This window comes from Hymenobacter mucosus (genome assembly GCF_900188255.1).
Taxonomy (GTDB): domain Bacteria; phylum Bacteroidota; class Bacteroidia; order Cytophagales; family Hymenobacteraceae; genus Hymenobacter; species Hymenobacter mucosus.
The window spans coordinates 227,240-247,612 of record NZ_FZNS01000004.1 but is presented as its reverse complement, the minus strand read 5'-3'; the positions used below and the strand labels follow the sequence as shown (position 1 = coordinate 247,612).

The 20,373-nt window shown below is 56.9% G+C and carries 16 protein-coding genes and 1 tRNA gene; 4 read left to right on the top strand and 13 right to left on the bottom strand.

Features of this window, described 5'->3' with window-relative positions; translation table 11 throughout:
* Positions 1-17: 17 nt before the first annotated feature.
* Positions 18-596 (top strand): Crp/Fnr family transcriptional regulator, encoded by a 579-nt coding sequence (locus CHB83_RS11010; protein ID WP_089332663.1) that lies wholly within the window; start codon positions 18-20, stop codon positions 594-596.
* Here the strand turns inward: CHB83_RS11010 and CHB83_RS11005 are convergent.
* On the bottom strand, positions 593-919 hold the full coding sequence (locus CHB83_RS11005) for a DMT family transporter (RefSeq protein ID WP_089332662.1): 327 nt from the start codon (positions 917-919) through the stop codon (positions 593-595). The two genes, CHB83_RS11010 and CHB83_RS11005, sit on opposite strands and share 4 nt — an antisense overlap.
* Before the next feature lie 198 nt (positions 920-1,117).
* Positions 1,118-2,179, bottom strand: coding sequence for an LLM class flavin-dependent oxidoreductase (locus CHB83_RS11000; RefSeq protein ID WP_089332661.1), 1,062 nt, complete (start codon positions 2,177-2,179; stop codon positions 1,118-1,120).
* 156 nt (positions 2,180-2,335) lie between these two features.
* Between CHB83_RS11000 and CHB83_RS10995 the strand changes: the two genes are divergently transcribed.
* Positions 2,336-3,103 (top strand): sulfite exporter TauE/SafE family protein, encoded by a 768-nt coding sequence (locus CHB83_RS10995; protein WP_089332895.1) that lies wholly within the window; start codon positions 2,336-2,338, stop codon positions 3,101-3,103.
* A 92-nt stretch (positions 3,104-3,195) separates the two neighbouring features.
* On the opposite strand, the gene CHB83_RS10990 is transcribed toward CHB83_RS10995, so the two are convergent.
* Positions 3,196-3,669, bottom strand: a complete 474-nt coding sequence (locus CHB83_RS10990; RefSeq protein ID WP_089332660.1) for a hypothetical protein — start codon at positions 3,667-3,669, stop codon at positions 3,196-3,198.
* A 216-nt stretch (positions 3,670-3,885) separates the two neighbouring features.
* Between CHB83_RS10990 and CHB83_RS10985 the strand changes: the two genes are divergently transcribed.
* The gene (locus CHB83_RS10985) at positions 3,886-4,911 is read left to right on the top strand and encodes an SDR family NAD(P)-dependent oxidoreductase (RefSeq protein ID WP_089332659.1); all 1,026 of its coding nucleotides are present in this window, start codon (positions 3,886-3,888) and stop codon (positions 4,909-4,911) included.
* Positions 4,912-5,183: 272 nt separating this feature from the next.
* On the opposite strand, the gene mutM is transcribed toward CHB83_RS10985, so the two are convergent.
* The 8 genes from mutM to CHB83_RS10945 form a co-directional block, all read right to left on the bottom strand.
* Complete coding sequence (gene mutM / locus CHB83_RS10980) at positions 5,184-6,008, bottom strand: DNA-formamidopyrimidine glycosylase (protein WP_089332658.1); 825 nt, start codon at positions 6,006-6,008, stop codon at positions 5,184-5,186.
* Between the two features lie 131 nt (positions 6,009-6,139).
* Positions 6,140-7,042 carry a PhzF family phenazine biosynthesis protein gene (locus CHB83_RS10975; RefSeq protein WP_045687077.1) on the bottom strand — a complete coding sequence of 301 codons (903 nt, stop codon included), beginning with the start codon at positions 7,040-7,042 and terminating at the stop codon, positions 6,140-6,142.
* A 116-nt stretch (positions 7,043-7,158) separates the two neighbouring features.
* Positions 7,159-8,055, bottom strand: a complete 897-nt coding sequence (locus CHB83_RS10970) for a M48 family metalloprotease (RefSeq protein WP_089332657.1) — start codon at positions 8,053-8,055, stop codon at positions 7,159-7,161.
* 234 nt (positions 8,056-8,289) lie between these two features.
* A complete protein-coding gene (locus CHB83_RS10965; protein ID WP_089332656.1) occupies positions 8,290-10,080 on the bottom strand; it encodes an ABC transporter ATP-binding protein in 1,791 nt (596 codons plus the stop codon).
* Between the two features lie 108 nt (positions 10,081-10,188).
* Positions 10,189-11,883 (bottom strand): MFS transporter, encoded by a 1,695-nt coding sequence (locus CHB83_RS10960; RefSeq protein ID WP_089332655.1) that lies wholly within the window; start codon positions 11,881-11,883, stop codon positions 10,189-10,191.
* 127 nt (positions 11,884-12,010) lie between these two features.
* Positions 12,011-14,197 carry a hypothetical protein gene (locus tag CHB83_RS10955; RefSeq protein WP_143437116.1) on the bottom strand — a complete coding sequence of 729 codons (2,187 nt, stop codon included), beginning with the start codon at positions 14,195-14,197 and terminating at the stop codon, positions 12,011-12,013.
* Positions 14,198-14,374: 177 nt separating this feature from the next.
* Positions 14,375-14,446: transfer RNA gene (locus CHB83_RS10950), tRNA-Glu, on the bottom strand.
* 109 nt (positions 14,447-14,555) lie between these two features.
* Positions 14,556-15,275 (bottom strand): TVP38/TMEM64 family protein, encoded by a 720-nt coding sequence (locus CHB83_RS10945; protein ID WP_245855328.1) that lies wholly within the window; start codon positions 15,273-15,275, stop codon positions 14,556-14,558.
* Between the two features lie 156 nt (positions 15,276-15,431).
* On the opposite strand from CHB83_RS10945, the gene CHB83_RS10940 reads away from it, so the two are divergent.
* Positions 15,432-17,219: a glycoside hydrolase family 15 protein gene (locus tag CHB83_RS10940; protein ID WP_055562774.1), complete on the top strand. Its 1,788-nt coding sequence runs from the start codon at positions 15,432-15,434 to the stop codon at positions 17,217-17,219.
* A 73-nt stretch (positions 17,220-17,292) separates the two neighbouring features.
* On the opposite strand, the gene CHB83_RS10935 is transcribed toward CHB83_RS10940, so the two are convergent.
* Together CHB83_RS10935 and CHB83_RS10930 are read right to left on the bottom strand one after the other, a co-directional pair.
* Complete coding sequence (locus tag CHB83_RS10935; protein WP_089332653.1) at positions 17,293-18,015, bottom strand: M48 family metallopeptidase; 723 nt, start codon at positions 18,013-18,015, stop codon at positions 17,293-17,295.
* Between the two features lie 146 nt (positions 18,016-18,161).
* Positions 18,162-20,339, bottom strand: coding sequence for a bifunctional alpha,alpha-trehalose-phosphate synthase (UDP-forming)/trehalose-phosphatase (locus tag CHB83_RS10930; protein ID WP_045687081.1), 2,178 nt, complete (start codon positions 20,337-20,339; stop codon positions 18,162-18,164).
* Between the last annotated feature and the right edge of the window lie 34 nt (positions 20,340-20,373).

Genomic DNA, 20,373 nt, shown 5'->3' with positions numbered 1-20,373 from the left:
GCTTTTTTTCTGTTGCCATGACCTTGTCAGAGCTTCTGCAAACCACCTATCCGCTGCCAGTTGCCTCCTTAGAGAAGGTGTTGGCTCTGGCTACGCATGTAGAATTACCCCGCGGTACCCTCTTGTTCCGAGATGACCAACTGGCCCATCACATCTATGTGTTGGAGCGCGGCCTGGCGCGGGCCTATGCCCGGCGGGATGACCGAGAGGTAACCTTCTGGTTTTCCGGCGAAGGAGCGGTACTTGTCTCGATTCGCGGTTATATGGAGCGGGCCGTGAGCTACGAAACCATTGAGCTGCTGGAAGACAGCGGCCTGTTTCAGTTCAATGCGCAAGCGTTGCAGCAACTCTATCAAACGGATGTGCACCTAGCCAACTGGGGGCGGGTGATGGTGGAACGCGTGTGGCTGCAAACAGAGCAGCAACTCATTGCACGGCAGTTTCGGACTGCCGCGGAGCGCTACGCGGACCTGCTGGAGCAGAACCCACAGCTCTTGCAGCGCGTGGCACTAGGGCATATTGCGTCTTACCTGGGTATTACGCAAGTAACGCTGAGCCGCGTACGGGCGCAGTTCAAGAAGACACCGCGCGCTTAGTGCGCCACGAATTTCAGGCCTATTACCGAGCCAATCAGGGTAGAGAGGAAGAACAGGCGGGGGCCTGATAGAGGGGCGCCAAATACGAGGACGCCTACCAACGCGGTGCCAACAGCCCCGATGCCAGTCCATACTGCATACGCCGTGCCCAGGGGCAGCTGCGCCAAACTCAGGTTCAGCAGATAAAAGCTGAGGGCCGCAGAACCTGCGAAGGCCGCGTACCAGCTAATGGCCTCGGAGCCCGCTGCTAGTTTTGCTTTGCCCAGGCAGAACGCAAATAAGACTTCGGCCAACCCGGCTAGTATAAGAGATAACCAATGCATTGCAGAGAAGAAATGTGTGAGACAAAGGTCTTGAGCAGGGCACACGTTTCTTTTTACCAATGTTAAAAACGCGACTACCACGCTTCATTAGAGTGGAGGTAGCAACTGGAGGAAAATGAAAAACCGCTCCGGCCCAATAGGCCGGAGCGGTTTCAAGCGCGCGTAAGAACAATGTAAGGCGTCTACAAGAAGCGGGGCTTACACCGCGGCCGTAGCAAACACGGGCAGGTTCTGGCCGGGGGTAGGGGAGAGCTGGAAAGCATCTGCCAGCAATTCGTAGGATCGAAGGCGGTCATCATAGTCGTGGGTAATGGTAACGGCCACTACCTCATCTACCTTATAGCTGGCCGCCAAGGCGGTGAGTTCCTCCTTCACTTGGTCGGGCGTGCCGCTCACAATACGCTGGTGGTGATAGGCTAGGCGGTGAAGCAGATCGGCAGACAGGGACGAGACATCTACTTTCTCTACCGCATCAATGGGGGAGTAGTTGCCGGTTTCTAGTTTCAGCATTTGCAGGGCTAGATTGTCGGCCAACGCTTGGGCGCGGCCCGCCGTATCGGCGCACACTACAAACACGGCCACGTTGGCCTGAGGCGCGGCTAACTCCGGTGAGGGCTGAAACCGGTCGCGGTAGAGCTGGGTAAGCTTGGGGCCACTGTTGGGGTTGATGAAGTGGGCAAACGAAAACGCCGCCCCAACATGCCCTGCAAACAGACCGCTTTGCCCGCTGCTACTCAGCAGCCACAGTTCCGGGGTGGTGTCTGTGAAGGGGGCCGCCTTTACTTTAGCATGAATGGTATCCTCCACTACTTCGTCGCGTAGGTAGGCCCGCAAATCCATGAGTTGCTCGGCAAAGTCTTCGTCGCTAAAGGTATTATGGGGGTTGAGGGCATGGGCCGTAATGCGGTCGGAGCCGGGCGCGCGCCCAATGCCCAGATCAATGCGGCCGGGGTATAAGGTTTCGAGCAGGCGGAAGTTCTCGGCCACTTTCAGAGATGAGTAATGGGGAAGCATCACCCCACCCGAACCGAGCCGGATGCGCGACGTTTCGGCGCCCAGCCGGGCCAGCAGCACCTCGGGGGCCGAGCCAGCCAGCGTATTGGTATTATGATGCTCCGATACCCAGAAGCGGGTGAAGCCCAGCCGGTCGGCCAGGCGTGCTAGCTCAATAGTATGGTGCAAGGCCTCGCGCGGGGTGCGCCCCACGGGTACCGGCGACTGGTCCAGTACGCTCACACGAAGGTTCGATGTAGTTTCCATGGCAGAAGGATGAATAGCCTCCATAACCTCCGTTCTACCCAGGAAGTTTAGTGCTACTCCCAGCAGATGCTTCGGCCACCCCAATACAACCCCTCAAGCTGCTACAATCCCTTATTGCTCGGAATGCCAAGCCGCACCGTGTACCTTCGCGGCCCTATGATTTCACTTGTTACGATTACGCTGCTGTGCCTATTTGCCTTTCTGGCGGGTTTCATTGATGCCATTGTGGGCGGGGGCGGCCTTATTCAGCTACCCGCCATGCTGATCTTGCTGAAAGGCACGCCCGTACCTACCATCTTCGGCACGGGCAAGGTTTCGTCGCTGATGGGTACTGCGGCGGCGCTGCGCAGCTACGCGGGCAAGGTGCCCCTACAGTGGTGGGCGGTAGGCACTGCGGCCGCCGTAGCGGGCATTTTCTCCTTCCTCGGGGCGCGGGTAGTGAGCCACCTACCCCAGCAACTGCTGCCACCCCTAGTGTTGGGGCTGCTTATCCTCATTGCCCTCTACACCTTCTGGCGCAAGGATTTTGGCTCCATGCACGCCCCGCGCTTATCTGCCCGCCGCGAGCTTCTCTACGGTGCCCTCGTCGGAATGATTATTGGTTTCTATGATGGTTTCTTTGGCCCCGGCACCGGCTCTTTTCTGCTTTTTGCCTTCGTGGGGTTGTTTGGCTATGACTTCATTACGTCCTCAGCATCGGCCAAATTAGTAAACGTAGCTACCAACCTGGCGGCGCTGGCCTACTTCGCCTATACCGGCCAAATTCTCTGGCAAGTAGCCATACCCATGGCCATCTGCAACATTATTGGCTCCACACTGGGCGCCCACATGGCCCTGCGTCACGGCACGGGCTTTGTGCGCATCCTATTCTTGGTTGTGGTAGGCGCATTTATCGTCAAGCTCAGTTTTCAGGTTCTGGGCTAGCACTCTACCCATCTACTCCCCGTACGTAAAGAAGCCGCTCAGCTAGTTGTTCAACTAAGCCAGCGGCTTCTTTACGTACGGGGTGTTGGTTGCTACTCCTGGTACCGGTCGGGGAGGCCGGGCACGGCATTGCCCTGGCTGGCTTGGCCGGTGGGCACGCCCATTTTCTCCTCGCGCTTCCGCTGGTATTTGTCGAATTGCGCGGCAGTGAGAGTTTCCTTTAGCATAGCAAGGCGCGACTGGCCAATGTCATCCACTACGGCCGTCATTTTGCGCATGTCTCGACGGTAGGTTTGGCGGGCCGTCTCTACCCCCCGCACGCTAACCATATTAATCTGGCGTACCTTTTCTACTTGCTGAGGCGTGAGGCCCAATGCCTTCTGCATGTTTTCGGTGAGGGCATTGGCGCGAGCTTCTACCTGCGCCGCGTTGGGAGCAGTAGGTGCTGGGCGGGCAGCTGGGGTAGCCACCGTGGTTTTGGGCTTGGGTTTGGCGGCCGTCGTTTGGGCGAGCAGGGCAGTAGGCGCTACTAGCACTAGGCTAGCTGCAAGGAGGAAGGTTTTCATATCAGTAAAAGCAAAAGACAGAACGCAGATGCCGGAGTGCAGGCAGCAGAATCCAGTTCCTGGTAAAGATGATGCCAGAAATGGAATCTGCCTTACGCAACGCTAATTCTGAGCATTCTATTCCGTGCTGAAACAAAATACGCACCTCATTCGGCGCAACCTTTACTACCTGGTTTCCTTACACTAGGTATTGTTTTGTTACATGCTTCCATTGTTATGAACCGCGAAACTCGAAATTCACTGCTGGCCGCCGCGGCCGGTATGGGCGCCTTGCTGGCCGCCACCCTCTACGCTAACCGTCGCGGCAACTACGACCTGCAGGGACGGGTAGTACTTATCACGGGAGGGTCACGGGGCCTAGGCCTGATTTTGGCCCGCCAAGCCGTGGCCGAAGGAGCCAAAGTTGCCATCTGTGCCCGCGATGCCGACGAGTTGGAGCGCGCCCGCCAAGAGTTAGCGCAAGATGGTGCTGAAGTGCTCACGCTGGTGCGCAATCTTACCAACGCCGAGGAAGTACAAACCCTAGTAGCTGAGGTACAGCACCAACTAGGCAACATTGATGTACTGATCAACAACGCTGGCATCATCACGGCCGGGCCCCTCGATAACATTGAGCTGCGCGACTATCAAGATTCGATGGATACCCACTTTTGGGCGCCCTTGCATGCCATGCAGGCCGTGTTGCCAGCCATGCGCCAGCGCGGCGAAGGGCGCATTGTAAACATTGCCTCGGTAGGCGGAAAGGTGCCCGTACCCCACTTGGCGCCCTACTGTGCCAGCAAGTTTGCCCTGGTGGGGCTGTCGGAGAGTTTCCGGGCCGAGCTGTTGCAGTACGGCGTGCAAGTAACTACGGTGTGCCCCGGCCTGATGCGAACTGGTAGCGCCCGCCACGCCATCGTTAAGGGGCAGCACAAAAAGGAGTATGCCGCCTTCATCATTGCCGATTCTCTACCTATGCTCTCCATGGATGCGGATGCGGCGGGCCGGCAGATTTGGAATGCCTGCCGCCGTGGCGATGCGGAAGTTATCCTGAGCGTGCCAGCCAAGGCGCTATCTGCCTTCCACGGCCTGTTTCCCGGTACTACGGCCGATGTACTGAGCTGGGTAAATCGTACGCTCCCCGGTCCGGGCGGCCCCCTCGGCGACGAGCGGCGCCGGGGCTACGAAAGCGAATCGGAAGCCAGCCAGTCGTGGCTGACTACCCTGACCCGCAAAGCCGAGAAGAAAAACAACGAAGTATAAGACCAGCCCTAGTTGGGTACTTATTACTGAGAGCCACTAGCGCGCCGCCAGTGGCTCTCTTGCATCTTGGTACCCTACGTTTTCCTTAGCACTTGACTTGCTTACTTCTTAAGCGCCCTGCTGGTACTACTCTACTCCTCGGCTTTGGAACCCGTATGATTATCTTAACCGGCGTTGGACGAGGGAATTACGAAGCCGTGGGCTAGTCCCAGAATACCGTCATAGCATGCTTGAAACTACGCACTACTTGGGAACTACTGTCATGCCCATAACTAAGCGGCGGGCACAGGCTGGCACGTAGGGCAGGTGTACGTTGCGCGCCCACCCACGTAAGCTTTGTCGATGGCCGTTTGGGGGTGGCGGGGGCAGTAGTGGTGCTGATCGGTGCCGGGCGTGGCGGAGTCGTCCCACTCGCGGGCATGGATGAGGAAAGAGGCAGGAAAGTGCCGGTAGGTAGCTTCGTGGTCGATGGCCGTGTGTAGTACCAGCTGAATGGCCTTATGAAGCCCACTAAACTCGGTTTCCGTAAGCGTATTGGCCCTGCGCTCCGGATGAATCTGGGCCTGAAACAGTACCTCATCTACAATCCAGTTGCCGAGGCCTGCTGTAATGGCCTGATCCAGCAGCAGGGGTTTGAGGATGGTTTTGCGGCGGCTTAGCTTTTCCTGGAGCTGTGCCGCTGTGATGTCAAGCGCATCGGGGCCCAGCTTTTTGGCTAGTTGGTACGACTCCACGCTGTCGGCCAGCCGAATGCGCCCAAACTTGCGCGGGTCTACGAAGGCGGCGCGCAGGCCGGAACTTAGGTGCAGGGCCACGCGGGTGAAGCGGGGAGCATCGGCTTCATCACGGTAGGCGCCTACGTCGCCCGTCATGCCGAAGTGGAGCACTAGTACGTGGCCGTCATCGAGTAGAAGAAAACAATTCTTACCTAGCCGACGGGTGGCCGTAATGGTGCAGCCCACCAACGCCCGGCGCAGCGTATCTTCATCAGTAGCCAAGACGTGAGCATCCTTTACTTCAAACTCAGTGATGGTCTGGCCCACCACTAAATCATCCAGAAAGCGGCGGTATGTTTCAACTTCGGGTAATTCAGGCATTCAGAGTCAGAGTCGGGGGTAGCAGGCGAAGGATAACGAGGCTTATAGACGGCCCCAGCAAGTGGTAACAAGCGCTACGGTGGGCTCCGTTCCCGCGTTGGCCCCGGCCGGGTGAAAACACCGGCAAGTTGTTACGCACGGAGCTGCCCTTGCACTACTACCACGCCCGTACCACCAATTTGCACTAGCTCGATAGCCTCACGGGGGCCCAGTACGCTTACTTCTACCGTGCCTGGCCGTCCCATCCAGTGGCCCTGCTCAGCCACGAATTGGGATTCCGGCAAGTAGCCATAGTGCCAGAGGTAGGCCGCCATACCCCCAGTGGCGGAGCCCGTTACGGCGTCTTCCAGCACATCGGGTGGGGTGCAGAAGTGGCGAGCAAAGGTTTGGCCAGCTGGGGTAGCGCCCCCCAGGCAAAACAGGTGGGAGCTGAAAAAGTCAGCGCTGGCTCGGTAACGGTCGAGGGCGGCGAAGTCGGGTAGGTGGGCGCGGCGCAACGTATCGGCGTCCCGCAGTAGCATCATGAGCTGGGGTGTACCGGTGCTCACCGTCTGCACTACGGAGCCGGGCACGAGGTCGGCGGGGCTGAGACCAAACAGGGGCAGAACTATGGCTGGGTCGTGCAGCTGCCCGAAAGTAGGGCGGCGTTGCGTCATCAGCACCCGCGCCGGGGTGCCAGGTGTGCTGGGCGGCCGCACCTCAATCTGGATGGGGCCGTGCAACAGCTCTAGCTGCAGGGTAAGAGGCTCAGTGGTGGGCTGCGGTAGGCGGCCCGTATGTAGCAAGGCCGTAATGGTGGCAATAGTAGGATGTCCGGCCAACGGGATTTCCTCAGCGGGCGTGAAGTAGCGCACACTAAACTCAGCTGCCGTTGAGCGGCGCACGAAAGCCGTTTCTGACTGATTAAACTCACGGGCCAGGCGTTGCATCTGGTCGTCCGTCAGCGCGTCCGCATCCAGCACTACGGCGCAAGGGTTGCCCGCCAGTGCGGTATCGGTGAAAGCATCAACCAGCAGAAAGGGTAAGGAAGTCATAGGTAAGAGCGTGAGGTTCAAAGGTAGCCTTACGAGCGTTGGTGCTGTAGCTGTTACGCAACAAAAAAGGCTGTTCTTCCAAGGAAGAACAGCCTTTTAGAAAGGTATGCAGTAGCTTAGGAGGGGTCGGTGAGGAGCGCTACCTGGCGGCCCTGAGCGTTGTAAATGCTACCGTCTTGGCTGATGTAGAGGCGGCGCTGCTGTCCATCTACCAGCACATAGGGGAAGCCCTCTGCATCGGAGCGGGTGATGCGCCCTACCACCTGGGCCGTGCGGTCACCCCGGTCGAGGCGAACTACGTTGAGGTGATTGGTGAGGTAGTAAGGCACGCTAGGGTTGTCGCGAAAAGTGATTTTACCCAGCACGCTCACCGGCGAACCGCTGGACGTAGCCAGAGCAGGAGCGGCTTGCATAGCTGGTCGGTTGGTCAGCACTGCGGGGGTAGCGGAAGGAGCTGTGGTACGAATGCTGGCTACAATCTGCTGGTTGGCCCGCTGCCAGCCTTCGCTGATGGAGGCTAAGCGGGTGCGGCGACCAGGGTGCGTAGGAGAAGCTTCATCATCAGATACAACGGCCATACCAGCCTGGGCTTCAGCGAGGCTAGCGCCCATCTTGCGCAGCACAAAGCCCGAGAACTCGTCGGCTTCCAACTCATCGGCGGGGTTTGAGCCACCGGCACGCAGGGTGTGGCCGTTGAGGTGGTGACCCATTTCGTGGGCCAAGATGCTAATACCAGCCCAGTCGGTACGGCCTGCCCGGTTTACGGAAGCCACAAACTGCGGATTGTACAAAAGGTAACGCTTGCCGTCGTACACTACCGCTGCTGCGTTTTGCACAGCCGTAGTGGAGCGTAGCTCGAAGCGGGGTTTCAGGCCCACCACGTCAGTGATTTCGCGCAGCACATCGCGCTGGCCCGAAGAAGAGGTCTGCGCCGTAGCAGCAGTGGTAATCAGCAGCCACCCGGCAAGCCAGAGGCCTGCAAAGCGGCGGAAAAGGCGGGAGTGGAGCGTCATTGGAGAGGCGTGAGGTGAGAAACCAAACAAATCAGGAATCGTGCCGAAGCAGTCTGATTATATAACGCCAGAAGTCCAATTTTGGTGCGTTTTAGAATGGAGAAAACGGCAGGAAGTGCTACGGTTACTCACCTCCCTACCGTTGAGCCTCACGCTCCTCCTGCTTAGTGCAGCAGGCAGCCTAGGGGCCATGCCACCAAACTCGCCTGCTTCATCTTGTAGCCTTATGTTAAGCTATACCATAGCGGTAGCGCGCGGCGTGGCTTCCTGCGGCCGCTCGCCAATTTGCTGGCGCCACATGGCATAGTAAAGCCCACGTTGGGCCAGTAACTCCTCGTGGCGGCCGGCCTCGGCTACATGACCACGTTCTAGCACGAAAATACGGTCGGCGTGGAGGATGGTACTGAGGCGGTGAGCAATCAGAATGGTAATGTGCTGGCGGGAGCCCGACAACTCCCGTACCGTTTGGCTGATTTCTTCCTCCGTGAGCGAGTCGAGGGCGGAGGTAGCTTCGTCGAAAACTAACAGCGTGGGGCGGCGCAGCAGGGCCCGGGCAATGCTAAGGCGCTGCTTCTCCCCGCCCGAAACCTTCACACCGCCCTCACCAATTACCGTGTCTAGCCCCAGTGGGGCGCGGGCCAGTAGCCCGTCGGCAGCGGCTTGGTGCAGCGCCTGAATGCACTGCTCATCGGTAGCATTTGGGGCCACAAAACGCAGATTCTCCCGAATGGTGCCCGCAAAAAGCTGCGTATCCTGCGTTACAAATCCAATCTGCTCGCGCAGAGTGTCAAGGTCGAGCTCAGTGCCCGAAATGCCATTATATAGGATGTGGCCTTCAGCGGGCGGGTAGAGGCCTACTAGCAGCTTTACAAGCGTAGTTTTACCCGAGCCCGAGGGACCTACGAAAGCAATGGTTTCGCCTAGTTTAGTTTGGAAGCTGATGCCAGACAGGGCAGGTACGTTGGCCGTGAGGTGCTGAAAATGCACGCTGTCGAAAGCCAGCGTCTCAATCTGCCGGATGGTTTTGGGTTGGGCGGGCTTTATTTCCTTCGGCGTGTCCAGAATAAGCTGGTAGTTAGCCAAGGAAGCTTCTGTTTCACGGTACACATTGATAATAGTGCCCATTTCCTGCAGTGGCCCGAAGATGGCAAAGGAGTAGATAAAGAAGGAGAAGAACTCGCCTACTGAAATAATCTTTTGCACTACCAAAAACAGCAGCATCATCAGAATCACGTTGCGCATCAGGTTCACGAAGGTGCCCTGCACAAATGATAAGGAGCGGAGGTAGCGCACCTTTTTCAGCTCCAGCTTGAGAATCTTATCGGTGGTCGTATTCAGGCGTTGGGTTTCCTGCTGAGCTAGCCCTAGGCTCTTAATCAACTCAATGTTGCGCAGGCTTTCCGTGGTGGAACCGGCCAGTGCCGTGGTTTCGGCCACAATGGTTTTCTGAATCACCTTAATGCGCTTGCTTAAAAATAGGCTCAGGGAGCCTAGCAGCGGAATCGTGAGAAAGTACACCACCGCAATGGGCCAATACACGCTGATGGCGTACCAGGATACGAACAGAATGGCTACCAGGGAGATAAACAACACGTTCACAAAGCTCTGAATAAGCTTCTCCACGTCGGTGCGCACCTTTTGTAGCTTGCCCAGAGTTTCCCCCGAACGCTGATCCTCGAACACCTGATACGGTAACTCCAGGGAATGACGCAGGCCATCGGAGTAAAGCTCGGCTCCCAACCGCTGGGTGATGACGTTGGTGTAGTAGTCCTGAAAGTTTTTGGCAATGCGCGACACCATGGCTACGCCCAGAGCTTTAAGAATTAGAAGGCCCGCCCCACCCATCAGAAACTGCCAGAAAGTAGGATGCTGGGAGTTCCGTAGGGAAGGTGTCACGTAGCGGTCAATAATTTGCCGCAGAATGTAAGGGTCAAGAAGGGAGAATACCTGGTTGATGGCCGCCAGTAACAAGGCCAGCGCTAGTAGGCCCCAATAGTGGCGGAGGTAGCTGTAGAGAAGTTTCATGAAGAGTGAGAGGGGAACGACAGGTAGAAAGCCGCAGAGGAGCCATAAGGTTTTGGCTTCAACTAGAAGACTCAAGTATACCCTTACTTATTGCTCGTTTTCCCCGCCCTATGCTGTCGCTTCGCCAGCCGTGCTGGCAACTAGGCGGGTGCTACCGGGTACCATTACGGGTGGGGTAGCCGTAGACTGGTAGTGCTGAGCCAGCAGGTGCGACACGGTAGGCGGCTCGGGACCTTCGTGCAGCGCTCTGATCTGGGTTTTCAGGTCGGCCTCGTCGCGGCCGACGCCTCGCTCGTGCTGCTGGGCGTGTTCCTCCCATGATTCCGTCATGAAGTATTCTACCATGCGCGTTGGCTCGGCTAGATCGGCATACAGGCCCCAGCCTATAGCTCCTTCGCGCCGCCGAATGCGCGCCAACTGTTCCATGAGGTAGGTGAAAGCAGGCCGGTTGTCGGAAGTTACGTGGTAGGTAGTGGTAATTATGACCGGGCCTTCTTCGGGAGCAGGCTCAGTAGCCAGTACGGGCTCCAAACGAGGGCGCGCCGGGGTGAAATCGAGACCTTCACCAGTGCGCAGCGAAAAGCGAAGCACGAGCAACGTGCTCAGACCTAGCCAGACCGCCGCCCCCGCCAACGCTAGCGGCAAGCCCAGCCGTTCGGCCACGGCACCCCATACCACGCTACCCAGGGCCATACCGCCTTGTATGGTGAGCAGATAAAGACTGATGGTGCGAGCCTGAACCCACCGGGGTACCACCGTTTGCACGCCCACGCTAAAGGAGTTCAATACCAGCATCCAGGCCAGCCCCACCAGCACCAGTAGCCCATACAGCAGCCAGTGGTTATCAGCATATGCCAGACCGACCAAGCCGGCCGCAAACGCAGTGGTAGCCAGCGTCACACGCCAATCGATGGTGAGGCGGCGGTTAAGGCGTGGCAGAATGAATGCGCCCAGCACAGCTCCCAAGCCCATGCAGGAAAGCAGCATAGAGTAGAAGGAAGTAGGCTCGTGTAGGCGTCGGGCTACTACGGCCGGCATCAGGGCGAACAGCGCACTAGCGCCAAACGTGAAGCAAACGCCCCGTACCAGAATATGCTGCACTGGTGGCGCGTAGCGTGCGTACCGTATGCCACCCCGAATAGCAGCTACTACCCGCTCTGTAGCTAGTGTAGAAGTAGCCTGGGGGGCGCGTTTCCAGCTCCACACCATGTACATCGTAGCCAAAAATGATAATCCGTTCAGCATGAAGGCGGCTCCCGCCGAAAAATAGCCGATAACCAAGCCGCCCAGAGCAGGACCAAAGGCCCGCGCTAAGTTGAAGCTTACACTATTGAGCGCAATGGCCTGGGGTAGTTCCTGGCGGGGTACCAGCTCGGGGGTTACAGTTTGCCAAACGGGGTTATTGAGCGCGCCACCCAGGCCCAACATAAACGTGAGCAGCAGTAGCAGCCAAGGGGTCGTGTAGCCTAGCAGCGTGACCGTAGCCAGCACAAGGGCGGTGGCCGCCATCCAGGTTTGGGTAAGGAGCAACATCTTGCGCCGGTCCACCAGATCGGCAAGGGCGCCAGCGGGCAAGCTCAGCAGAAACACGGGCAGCGCCGATGCTGTCTGCAGCAGGGCCACCAACACGGGCGAGGGAGTCAGCTGTGTCATCAGGCCCACGGCTCCTACGTTCTGCATCCACGTTCCAATGTTCGATACAAAGGAGGCAATCCATAGCACCCGGAAGAAGGGAATCTTTAGGGGCGTGAAAGGCGAGGCGGAGGTGGCAGGAGAAGTAGGAGCAGTAATGGGGGCCGACATAGATGACAAAGACTAGTATGCATCAGAGCTACTACAGCGTAGCTCTTGCCTATCCCCATACGCAGAGGTCCGCGGCAAGTAGAAAAATTTCCTCGCCGCGGACCTCGGATTATGTACTTCTCACTTTCTACAAACGCACGCCAATACCTGGTCCGAAAAGAAAGAAGAAGTTACCGTTGTTCATCAGGTAGCCACCTCCCAGGTATAGTGGGAATGTTAGCTTAGCATCACTACGAGTTGGGTATACCGACCCTATCACCACAATCCCTAAGTCTCGGTTCTGATTTTCGTTGTTGAGGTTAAATGCGTTTAGCGCTACAAAACCCGCCCCTACTTTATAAGGGCGTAATTTGTTGATTTTGTTCGGGTTATAAAAGCTGAACTGAGCTAGGGTTGCTAAGCTGATGCCACTGAACGCCGTATAGTTATTCTTGTCTACTGTGCCGGTTAGCTGCTTGGTAAGCAAACCAGCTGGAAAACTGATATCAATATCAAATTTTACCCGGCGCTGTAGTACTAGCTCCAACTTCTGCGAGAAGCCGGGCTCCTGATATTGGCTTTGCGTGTGCTTTACGGTAATAATGATAGTACTCCAGTCGTCCAGGTCGTAGGTCTTGCGGTAGTTCAGTAGACTGTTCAGACTAATATTGCCTACCTGACACTGTTTGTCCTGGTAGAAGGCCGCACGCACGGAGTTGCCATCGGGGCATATTACTACGTTATCAACAGTCCGCATCTCAATTAACTCCCCTTTTGCATTCTGCGTACGAATATCAAAGGTGAGGTATTGCTTGCCGTACAACTGTTGGTCGGAATCGATACTACCGGAATTGAAGCTAAATACTACGTCGCGAATAGTCCGATCATACAAGACCGGACCATTGAGGCGGGTTAATGGGCGTGGAGATTCGCCAAAGGTGACACCCACAAAATCAAGAGGGTGAGGGCGCTGAAATTCCCGTACCGATAAGCTATGGCCGGTAGGCTGGCCCGCATTATAAATTGTAATGCGCTTTTTGTCGATAGTGACGGGTACCTGCAGGCGGTATACTACTGCCACGTCAGTTCGTATGCTGGAGTCGGAAGGTACTATCTGTACATCTTCGAAGTGAAACCGGGCACGTGCTAAGGATTGCCCTTCCAAGCGCACATCTACCGTTTCACCGGGGTTCACACTAGTATTAGTAGTCCAGTCACTGCCGCGGTGGCGCACACTCACCGTAGTGATGCTGGTTTTAGGCGAAATGTTGAAATTGGTAACGTACTTGGCTTGGTCGTTTTCCTTGATGTAGAGGTAGCTTTCCGTTTGGCGGTGCGTGTTGAATACCCGCAGCCAGCACAACACCCGGTCGTTGGTGAGGTATTGACGGGTAAATAGCTCCGCAATCAAAGCTCCCCCGGCTTCCTCCTGGTCTTCAATGCGGTAGGTGCGCTTCAGGTCAAACGTGCGGCCATTATCCAAAATCAGTTCCACTCCCCGCCGTTGGGCCGCCTCATCCAGTGTAATTTCTTTCTTATCGACGCTGAGAAAGCGGAGGCGAGCGGCCTTCACCGTGAACTCCTGCCGTATGGGAGGCAGGGCGTAGGTTACGCGGCGGTTGTTATCGGTAAGAAATGGCCGCTCCGTTTGGGGGCGCAGGGTAAGTAAGCGCGTGCCGAGGGCATTGGGTAGCACATGCAGGCGCAAAGTGCCTTTGTCCTGTTCAATGCGGTAGTCGATATCTTGGCCGTGGGTCCACTCGGGGCTTACCCGAATGTTTTTCACGTTGTTGCTGATCAGGTCAAATACCTTCTCTTCTCCAATAAATAGCTCCGTATCAGCGGGGCGCAACTCCAGGTTAGTGCGCGTAACGGGAAGCAGCTTTACCGTTTGAGTCAGAGGGGCTTGACCAGCCGAATCGGCGAGCTGGCGGAACGACAGGCTGAGGAATCGGTTTACGCCCAAGTCTTTAAAGCGCAGCTTAGCCCGGTAGTATTGCCCACCTTCCACGGCAGTTAGGGAGTCAATAAGCTGAAAATCGGCTGAGCGCACCAAGCGTAGGGGGGCGGTAGATCGTACCAGTTGGGGGTAAACCAGTAGCTCAGCCGTTTCGTCGTCCTGGCGGTAGTAGAAGTACACGTTTGGCTCTCCCTGTACCATCACCGTGTTGCGGCTCATGGAGTAGCGCGTGGTGTCCGTGCGCAAACTCAGGTCGCGCAGGAGGGGAACCTGTTGTGCCCACGCCGCAGAAACACTCAGCAAGAGCAGGCAAGCAAGCAGAACAATACGCATCGGACGGGCCGACGAACTCTGGAAATCAGCGGATTTCAGCACAACAGACAGGAAGCAGCGAAAAATCGGAACCAGCGGCACAAGGGCGACACTGCAAAGGTAGAACGAGTGGGCAGGTACCCGCATTAGTGCTCCACATTTTTCACGCCAAAAACAGGATTTTTCTGATAGCGCAAAAACAAAAAGGCCTTCTGCTAAAGAAGCAGAAGGCCTTTTGTGTAGTCCGTAGGGGAATCGAACCCCTGTTGGTAGAATGAAAATCTACTGTCCTAACCCCTAGACGAACGGACCAGAATACCAGACGTTTTTCCGTTTTGGTGCTGCAAAGATACAACCCGATGGATTCAGCGCAAGAGGGCAATGTGAAAAAAACGAAGATGATGGGCTAACTACCGTAATATCAGGCAGATTTTTTTTCACGCTTGCGGCCTCGGTCCCACCAAATGTAGGCGCCAAACAGCACAACACTTACCCCCGACACCCATAGAAGCCCAGTTTTGAGCCGCTGGCTTTCCTCTCCTAAGTAGGCCAGCAGGGCAATAAGAGGCACTACTCCTACCACAGTAGCCGTGATAAATTTAAGATAGCCCATTCGGGCCAGTCCGGCCACAAAGCTGATGGCGTCGTCGGACAGGGCGGGAGAGAGGCGGGCAATGATAATTGCCCACACCCCGTAGTCGTGCACAATATCGACTACGTGACGTTCGGTTTTGCGACCCAGCAGCCGGGCCACGAAAGACTCGCCCAGTGCCCAGCCCAAGGCGTAGCCCACGCTAGAAGCCACTACGACCCCGCCGAGTGCCAGCAGGGAGCCCCACCAAGGCCCGTAGGCAAGGATGGCTACCAAAATCAGCAGTACAACATTGATGACAAACAAAAACATTTGTACCACCATGCCCAGTACTAATACTACTGGCCCCCAGTAGCCAAACTGGTGCATCCAAGCGGCAATGCGGGGCTGCTCGCCGCTACGCAATACCGTGAATCCTTCGCGGAGAGTAGTTTGAAAAGCAGGCCACAAAAACCAGCAAGCCAGCATAGTAGCCAGCAAAGCCAAGGAAATGTACAGCGGTAAGTGGTTGGTGCGAGCAGAGCCAGAGGACGAATTGGGAGCAGACAAAAGCGGGGGGAGTTGGGCGCCAATGGCGCAGTGATAGGCAGAAAGTTGGCTGTACGAGCCAAATGGACCGAAGGCTACGGCAACCCGAAAGGCGCTGGTAGGGTACTATCTGGTCAGAACTTCATTCGGCCCCCGGCCGCGCTACCTTCTCTTCCGATGGCAAAACATACCTATGACTTAGGCCTGATTGGCAACTGCGCCTTCCTAGGCCTAATTGGCACCGACACGGCCGTGCGCTGGCTATGCTGGCCCCGCTTTGACAGCAGCTTTGTATTTGGCTCTTTGCTCGACTCCCAAAAGGGGGGCGAGTACAGCATTCGGCCGGCCGATACGGATGCGGGCTTCGAATCGCACCAGTACTACATGCAGAATACCAACGTGCTGTGTACGGAAATTACTACGGCTGATGGTGCCTACCGAGTAACGGACTTTGCCCCGCGCTTCTCCCAGTACGAGCGTTATTACAAGCCTCTGATGTTTATCCGGAAGGTGGAACTGATTAGCGGGACCCCACAGGTGCGCGTGGCTTGCCGGCCAGTGGGCCAGTACGGGCAGCTGCCCCTAAACCGGCGGCGTAGCTCCAATCACATTGCTTTCCTTGGCTTGGAAGAGGAAATTCGCCTCACAACTAACATTCCGCTCACGTATGTGCTGGATGAGGAGGAATTTGTGCTCAACGAAACGAAGTATCTCGTGCTGACCTACGGCGCCCCGCTAGAGGCCCCGCTGGAAAGTACCGCCGAGCGGTTTTTACGCAGCACCATTGACTACTGGCGTACATGGGTGAAGAGCACCAGCATCAGCAGCTTCCACCAAACTCAGGTTATCCGGTCGGCCTTGGCCCTCAAAATTCACCAGTATGAGGACACAGGCGCTATCATTGCGGCCAGTACCACATCGTTGCCGGAGGCGCCGGGCAGCACTCGCAATTGGGACTACCGGTACTGCTGGATGCGCGATACATACTACATCCTCACGGCCTTCAACAACATCGGCCACTTCGAGGAAATGGAGCGCTACTTCCACTACATCGCCAATATCTCTACCAAGGTAAAAGACAAGTACCAGCCTTTGTACGGCATCAGCGGCACCTCGGAACTGGTAGAGCAGGAGCTGGACTTGGAGGGCTACCTAGGCAACAAGCCCGTGCGTATTGGCAATGATGCGTACACGCACATTCAGAACGACGTGTACGGGCAGGTGCTGGTGGCTTTGCTACCGCTTTACGTGGACTGCCGCTTCTTGGACCCCGAGCGCCAGAACCCCGCCAAACTGCTGTATGAGGCCTTGCACCGCATTGAGGCCACTATGGATCAGCCCGACGCGGGATTGTGGGAGTTCCGCAACTTGGCCCAGTACCATTGCTACACCTACCTGTTTCACTGGGCTGGCAGCCACGCCGCGCGCAAGGTGGCTCATTCGCTCGGCGACACGGAAATGGAAGCATTGGCTACTCGCCTCATGCACGAAGCAGAGTCGCGGATTGAGAAGTGCTACAGCCCCGAGTGGGGTGCCTACACCAACGCCATTGGCTCGCCTCACCTTGATGCTAGTACCCTGCAACTCATCATGATGGGCTACCTCGATCCAACGTCTGAGCGGGCTCACCGCCACTTAGAAGCCTTAGAGAAGGAGTTGATGACCCCCGAAGGCCTGTTCTACCGCTACCGCCACGCCGACGACTTTGGAACCCCCGAAACGACTTTCCTTATCTGCTCCTTCTGGTATGTGGAAACTCTAGCCTGCGTGGGCCGCTTGGATGACGCGGTGCGGGAGTTTGAAAAGCTCATCACGTACACCAACCACCTTGGATTGCTGAGTGAAGACGTGGACGCCAAAACGGGCTCTCAATGGGGCAACTTCCCCCAGGCATACAGCCACGTAGGGCTAGTAAACGCCGCGTACCGCATTGCCAAAAAGCTAGATCGTCCTACGTTCGTGTAAGTAGCGAATTGATCAGCAACCACAAAGCCCCGGTGCTGAACAGCAGTGCCGGGGCTTTGTGGTTGCTGACCGGTTAGCACGCATCTGGGCCGGGTGCCGAGCCCAGGTACACCCGATTTAGTTCGGCTTTGTGCTGGCGCCAATCGGGCATGAACCGGTCCATAAGGCCCCAAAAGTGGGCGTTATGGTAGCGTTCGTGCAGGTGGGTCAGTTCGTGCACCACCACGTATTCCAGGCAGGGTAGAGGCCGCTTGATTAGTTCTAGGTTCAGCCAAATACGCCGGGCCTGGATGTTGCAGGTGCCCCAGCGCGTCTTCATTTGTTTGATAGCCCAAGCGTTGGCTTGCACCCCCACTACAGGTTGCCATTTCTCTAGCAGTGCGGGTAGCTGCTCACGCAGGCGCTGGCGGTACCAATGGGCCAGGGCCTGGGCCCGCTGGGCTGTTGTGCTCGTAAGAGGGGCATGTAAGTCAAGGTAGCCAGGCTCTTGAAGTACTACCTTGGCTGGGCTGGTGGTAGGATGCACACGCAATGTATGGGGCGTGCCCTGGTACAGGTGCATCTCGCCTGTTACGTACGTGAGAAGTGGTAGCTGCTCGCGCGCGGCAAACGTAGCTTGGTGCTTATGAATCCAGGCCTGACGGGCTAATACCAACTCCCGCACCGTGGCATCAGAAGTGCGGAATGGTGCGGTTACGCGCACTCGGCCGTCGGGCATGTGCACACTCAGGCGCAGGGTCCGTATATTCTTACGTACGACTTCTACCTGCAAGTCGTCAATTTGAAGATGGGGCATGCGTACTACTCACTCTTGAAAGCCACGAAAGTACGGCAATACTCGGGTAGGCAAGCCGGGGGCGCGCGTAGCTCAGCAAAACAAAGCCACTACCTAGAAGAAGGTAGTGGCTTGTGAAAGTAGCGCAGTAAAAGCGAGTAGCAGGGTTACGTCAGCAGACTTCTGAGCAGGCGCCGCACCTCTTGGGTAGAGGCTAAGTGGTAGCGGGCCTGGGAGCGGGGTGAGCTACCCACCTTCACCGTATATGCCTCTGCTGGCATAGCTCGGAAGGTGTCCTCATCGGTACGGTCGTCGCCGAGGGCTAGGATGAAGTCGGGGTTGTACTGGCTTACCCAGCGGGCGGCGGCAGTGCCTTTGTTGATACCAGCCGTTTTAATCTCAATTACCTTGTTGCCCTCCAACACCTGCAAATCGGTATTAGACGTCATAAAGGTGAGGTGGCTAAGCAAGTCGCGGGCCCGGACGGCGCCCAGTTCCACGTCGGCGCGGCGGTAGTGCCATACCAGGGAATACTCCTTGTCTTCGATGAAAGAGCCGGCCGTACGAGCCACGTACATCTCCAAAATTGGGCGTATGTCCTGCTTCCAGTTGTTGTTCAAGGCCTGAAATAGGCTCCAGTCGTCACCGGCAGCGCGCAGCCATACTCCGTGTTCCGCAATGAAGTCTACGGGCAGGTGTCCCAGCCATTTTTGCAGGGTTCCCCGGTCGCGCCCGCTAATGATGACCACTCGGTTGCGTGGGTTAGCCGTCAATGACTGTAACAGGAGCAACAACTCCGCATCAGGCTGTGCGCGCTGGGGAAGCGGATTAAAGGGTGCCAGCGTACCATCGTAGTCAAGCAACAGCAGGCGCGACTCGGCCGCTTCAAACTCCTCGCGTAGCTGCATGAGAGGAGCCGTGCTCAGGGTTTCGGTAGCCAGCGTAAGCTGCTTGATCTTGCTATACTGCAGGCGGTCCATGAACAGTTTGGTCCAGGCAAACACGTTGTATTGGCGCACCAACGACTGCAGGGCGGCCATGCGTTGTACCTGCTCCTCCTCCGGCATCACTAGAGCCTCGTGCATCGCCTCAGCTAGCTGGTTGGTATCGGTAGGGTTAATGATGATGGCATCGGATAGCTCCCGGGCAGCACCGGCTCGTTCGCTTAAGATCAGCACCCCGCGCTGGTCTGCCTTGCTGGCAATAAACTCCTTGGCTACTAGGTTCATCCCGTCGCGCATAGGCGTTACCAGAGCCACTTCAGCCAAGCGGTACAACGAGGAAAGCTCTTCCAAGGGGAAAGAGCGGTAGAAATAGTGAATGGGGTTCCAGGTAATGGTGCGATACTGGGAGTTGATGCGCCCTACCAGTTCATCAATTTCTTCCTTCAAGGCAGCGTACTGGGCCACTTGGTCGCGGGAAGGTACTACCAGCATAATCAAGCTTACCTGTTCGCGCCACTCAGGGTAGCGCTGTAGCAGTACTTCAAAGGCGCGCAGACGCTGGGCAATGCCTTTAGTATAGTCAAGCCGGTCGATGGAGAGGATGACGCGTACCTCGCGCAGGGCCTCACGATACTCAGCTTCGTGGCGCTTGGCTTCCGCTGAGGCTGCCGTCGTTTCGTAGCGCTGGTAGTCGATGCCCATAGGGAAGGCGTCCACGAGCACGGTGCGGCTGGGAGTTTCAATCTGCCCATTCTGGGAAGAGTAGCCTAGCAACTGCGACACGGCGCTCAGGAAGTGGCGCATGTAACCAAAGGTGTGGAAACCGATGAGGTCGGCACCCAGCATACCTTGCAACAGTTCTGCCCGCCAGGGTAGCACCCGGATCATCTCGTAAGACGGGAAGGGAATGTGCAGGAAGAAGCCAATGGTGCACTCGGGGCGGGCGCGGCGCAGCATTTCGGGCAGCAGCAGCAGCTGGTAGTCGTGCACCCAGATGGTGTCGTCGGGGCCGGCCAGCGCCAGCACGGCCTGGCAGAATTTCTCGTTGACGGCCACGTAGGCCTCCCAGTGGGCCTGCTCGTAGGTGGCGTACTGGCTGAAGTAGTGAAAGGTGGGCCAGAGTGTGGAGTTGCTGAAGCCTTCGTAGAAGTCGCGGATTTCTGCTTCCGTCAGAAACACCGGCGCCATACTGTCCTGCTGGAGCTGCTCGGTAATGTGCTGCTCTTCTGCCGGATCCTCCACGAACAGCCCTGGCCAGCCTACCCAAACATTGCCCTTCTCCCGGTAGATAGAGCCCAACCCCGTCGCTAACCCGCCTTCGCTGGGTTGAAACGTGAGACTTTCTTCGGTGCGTAGAACTTTGGTGGGTAGTCGGTTTGAGACAATAATCGTTCGGGACATGAGCCTGTTTGGATGGTGAACTTATAGGCTTACG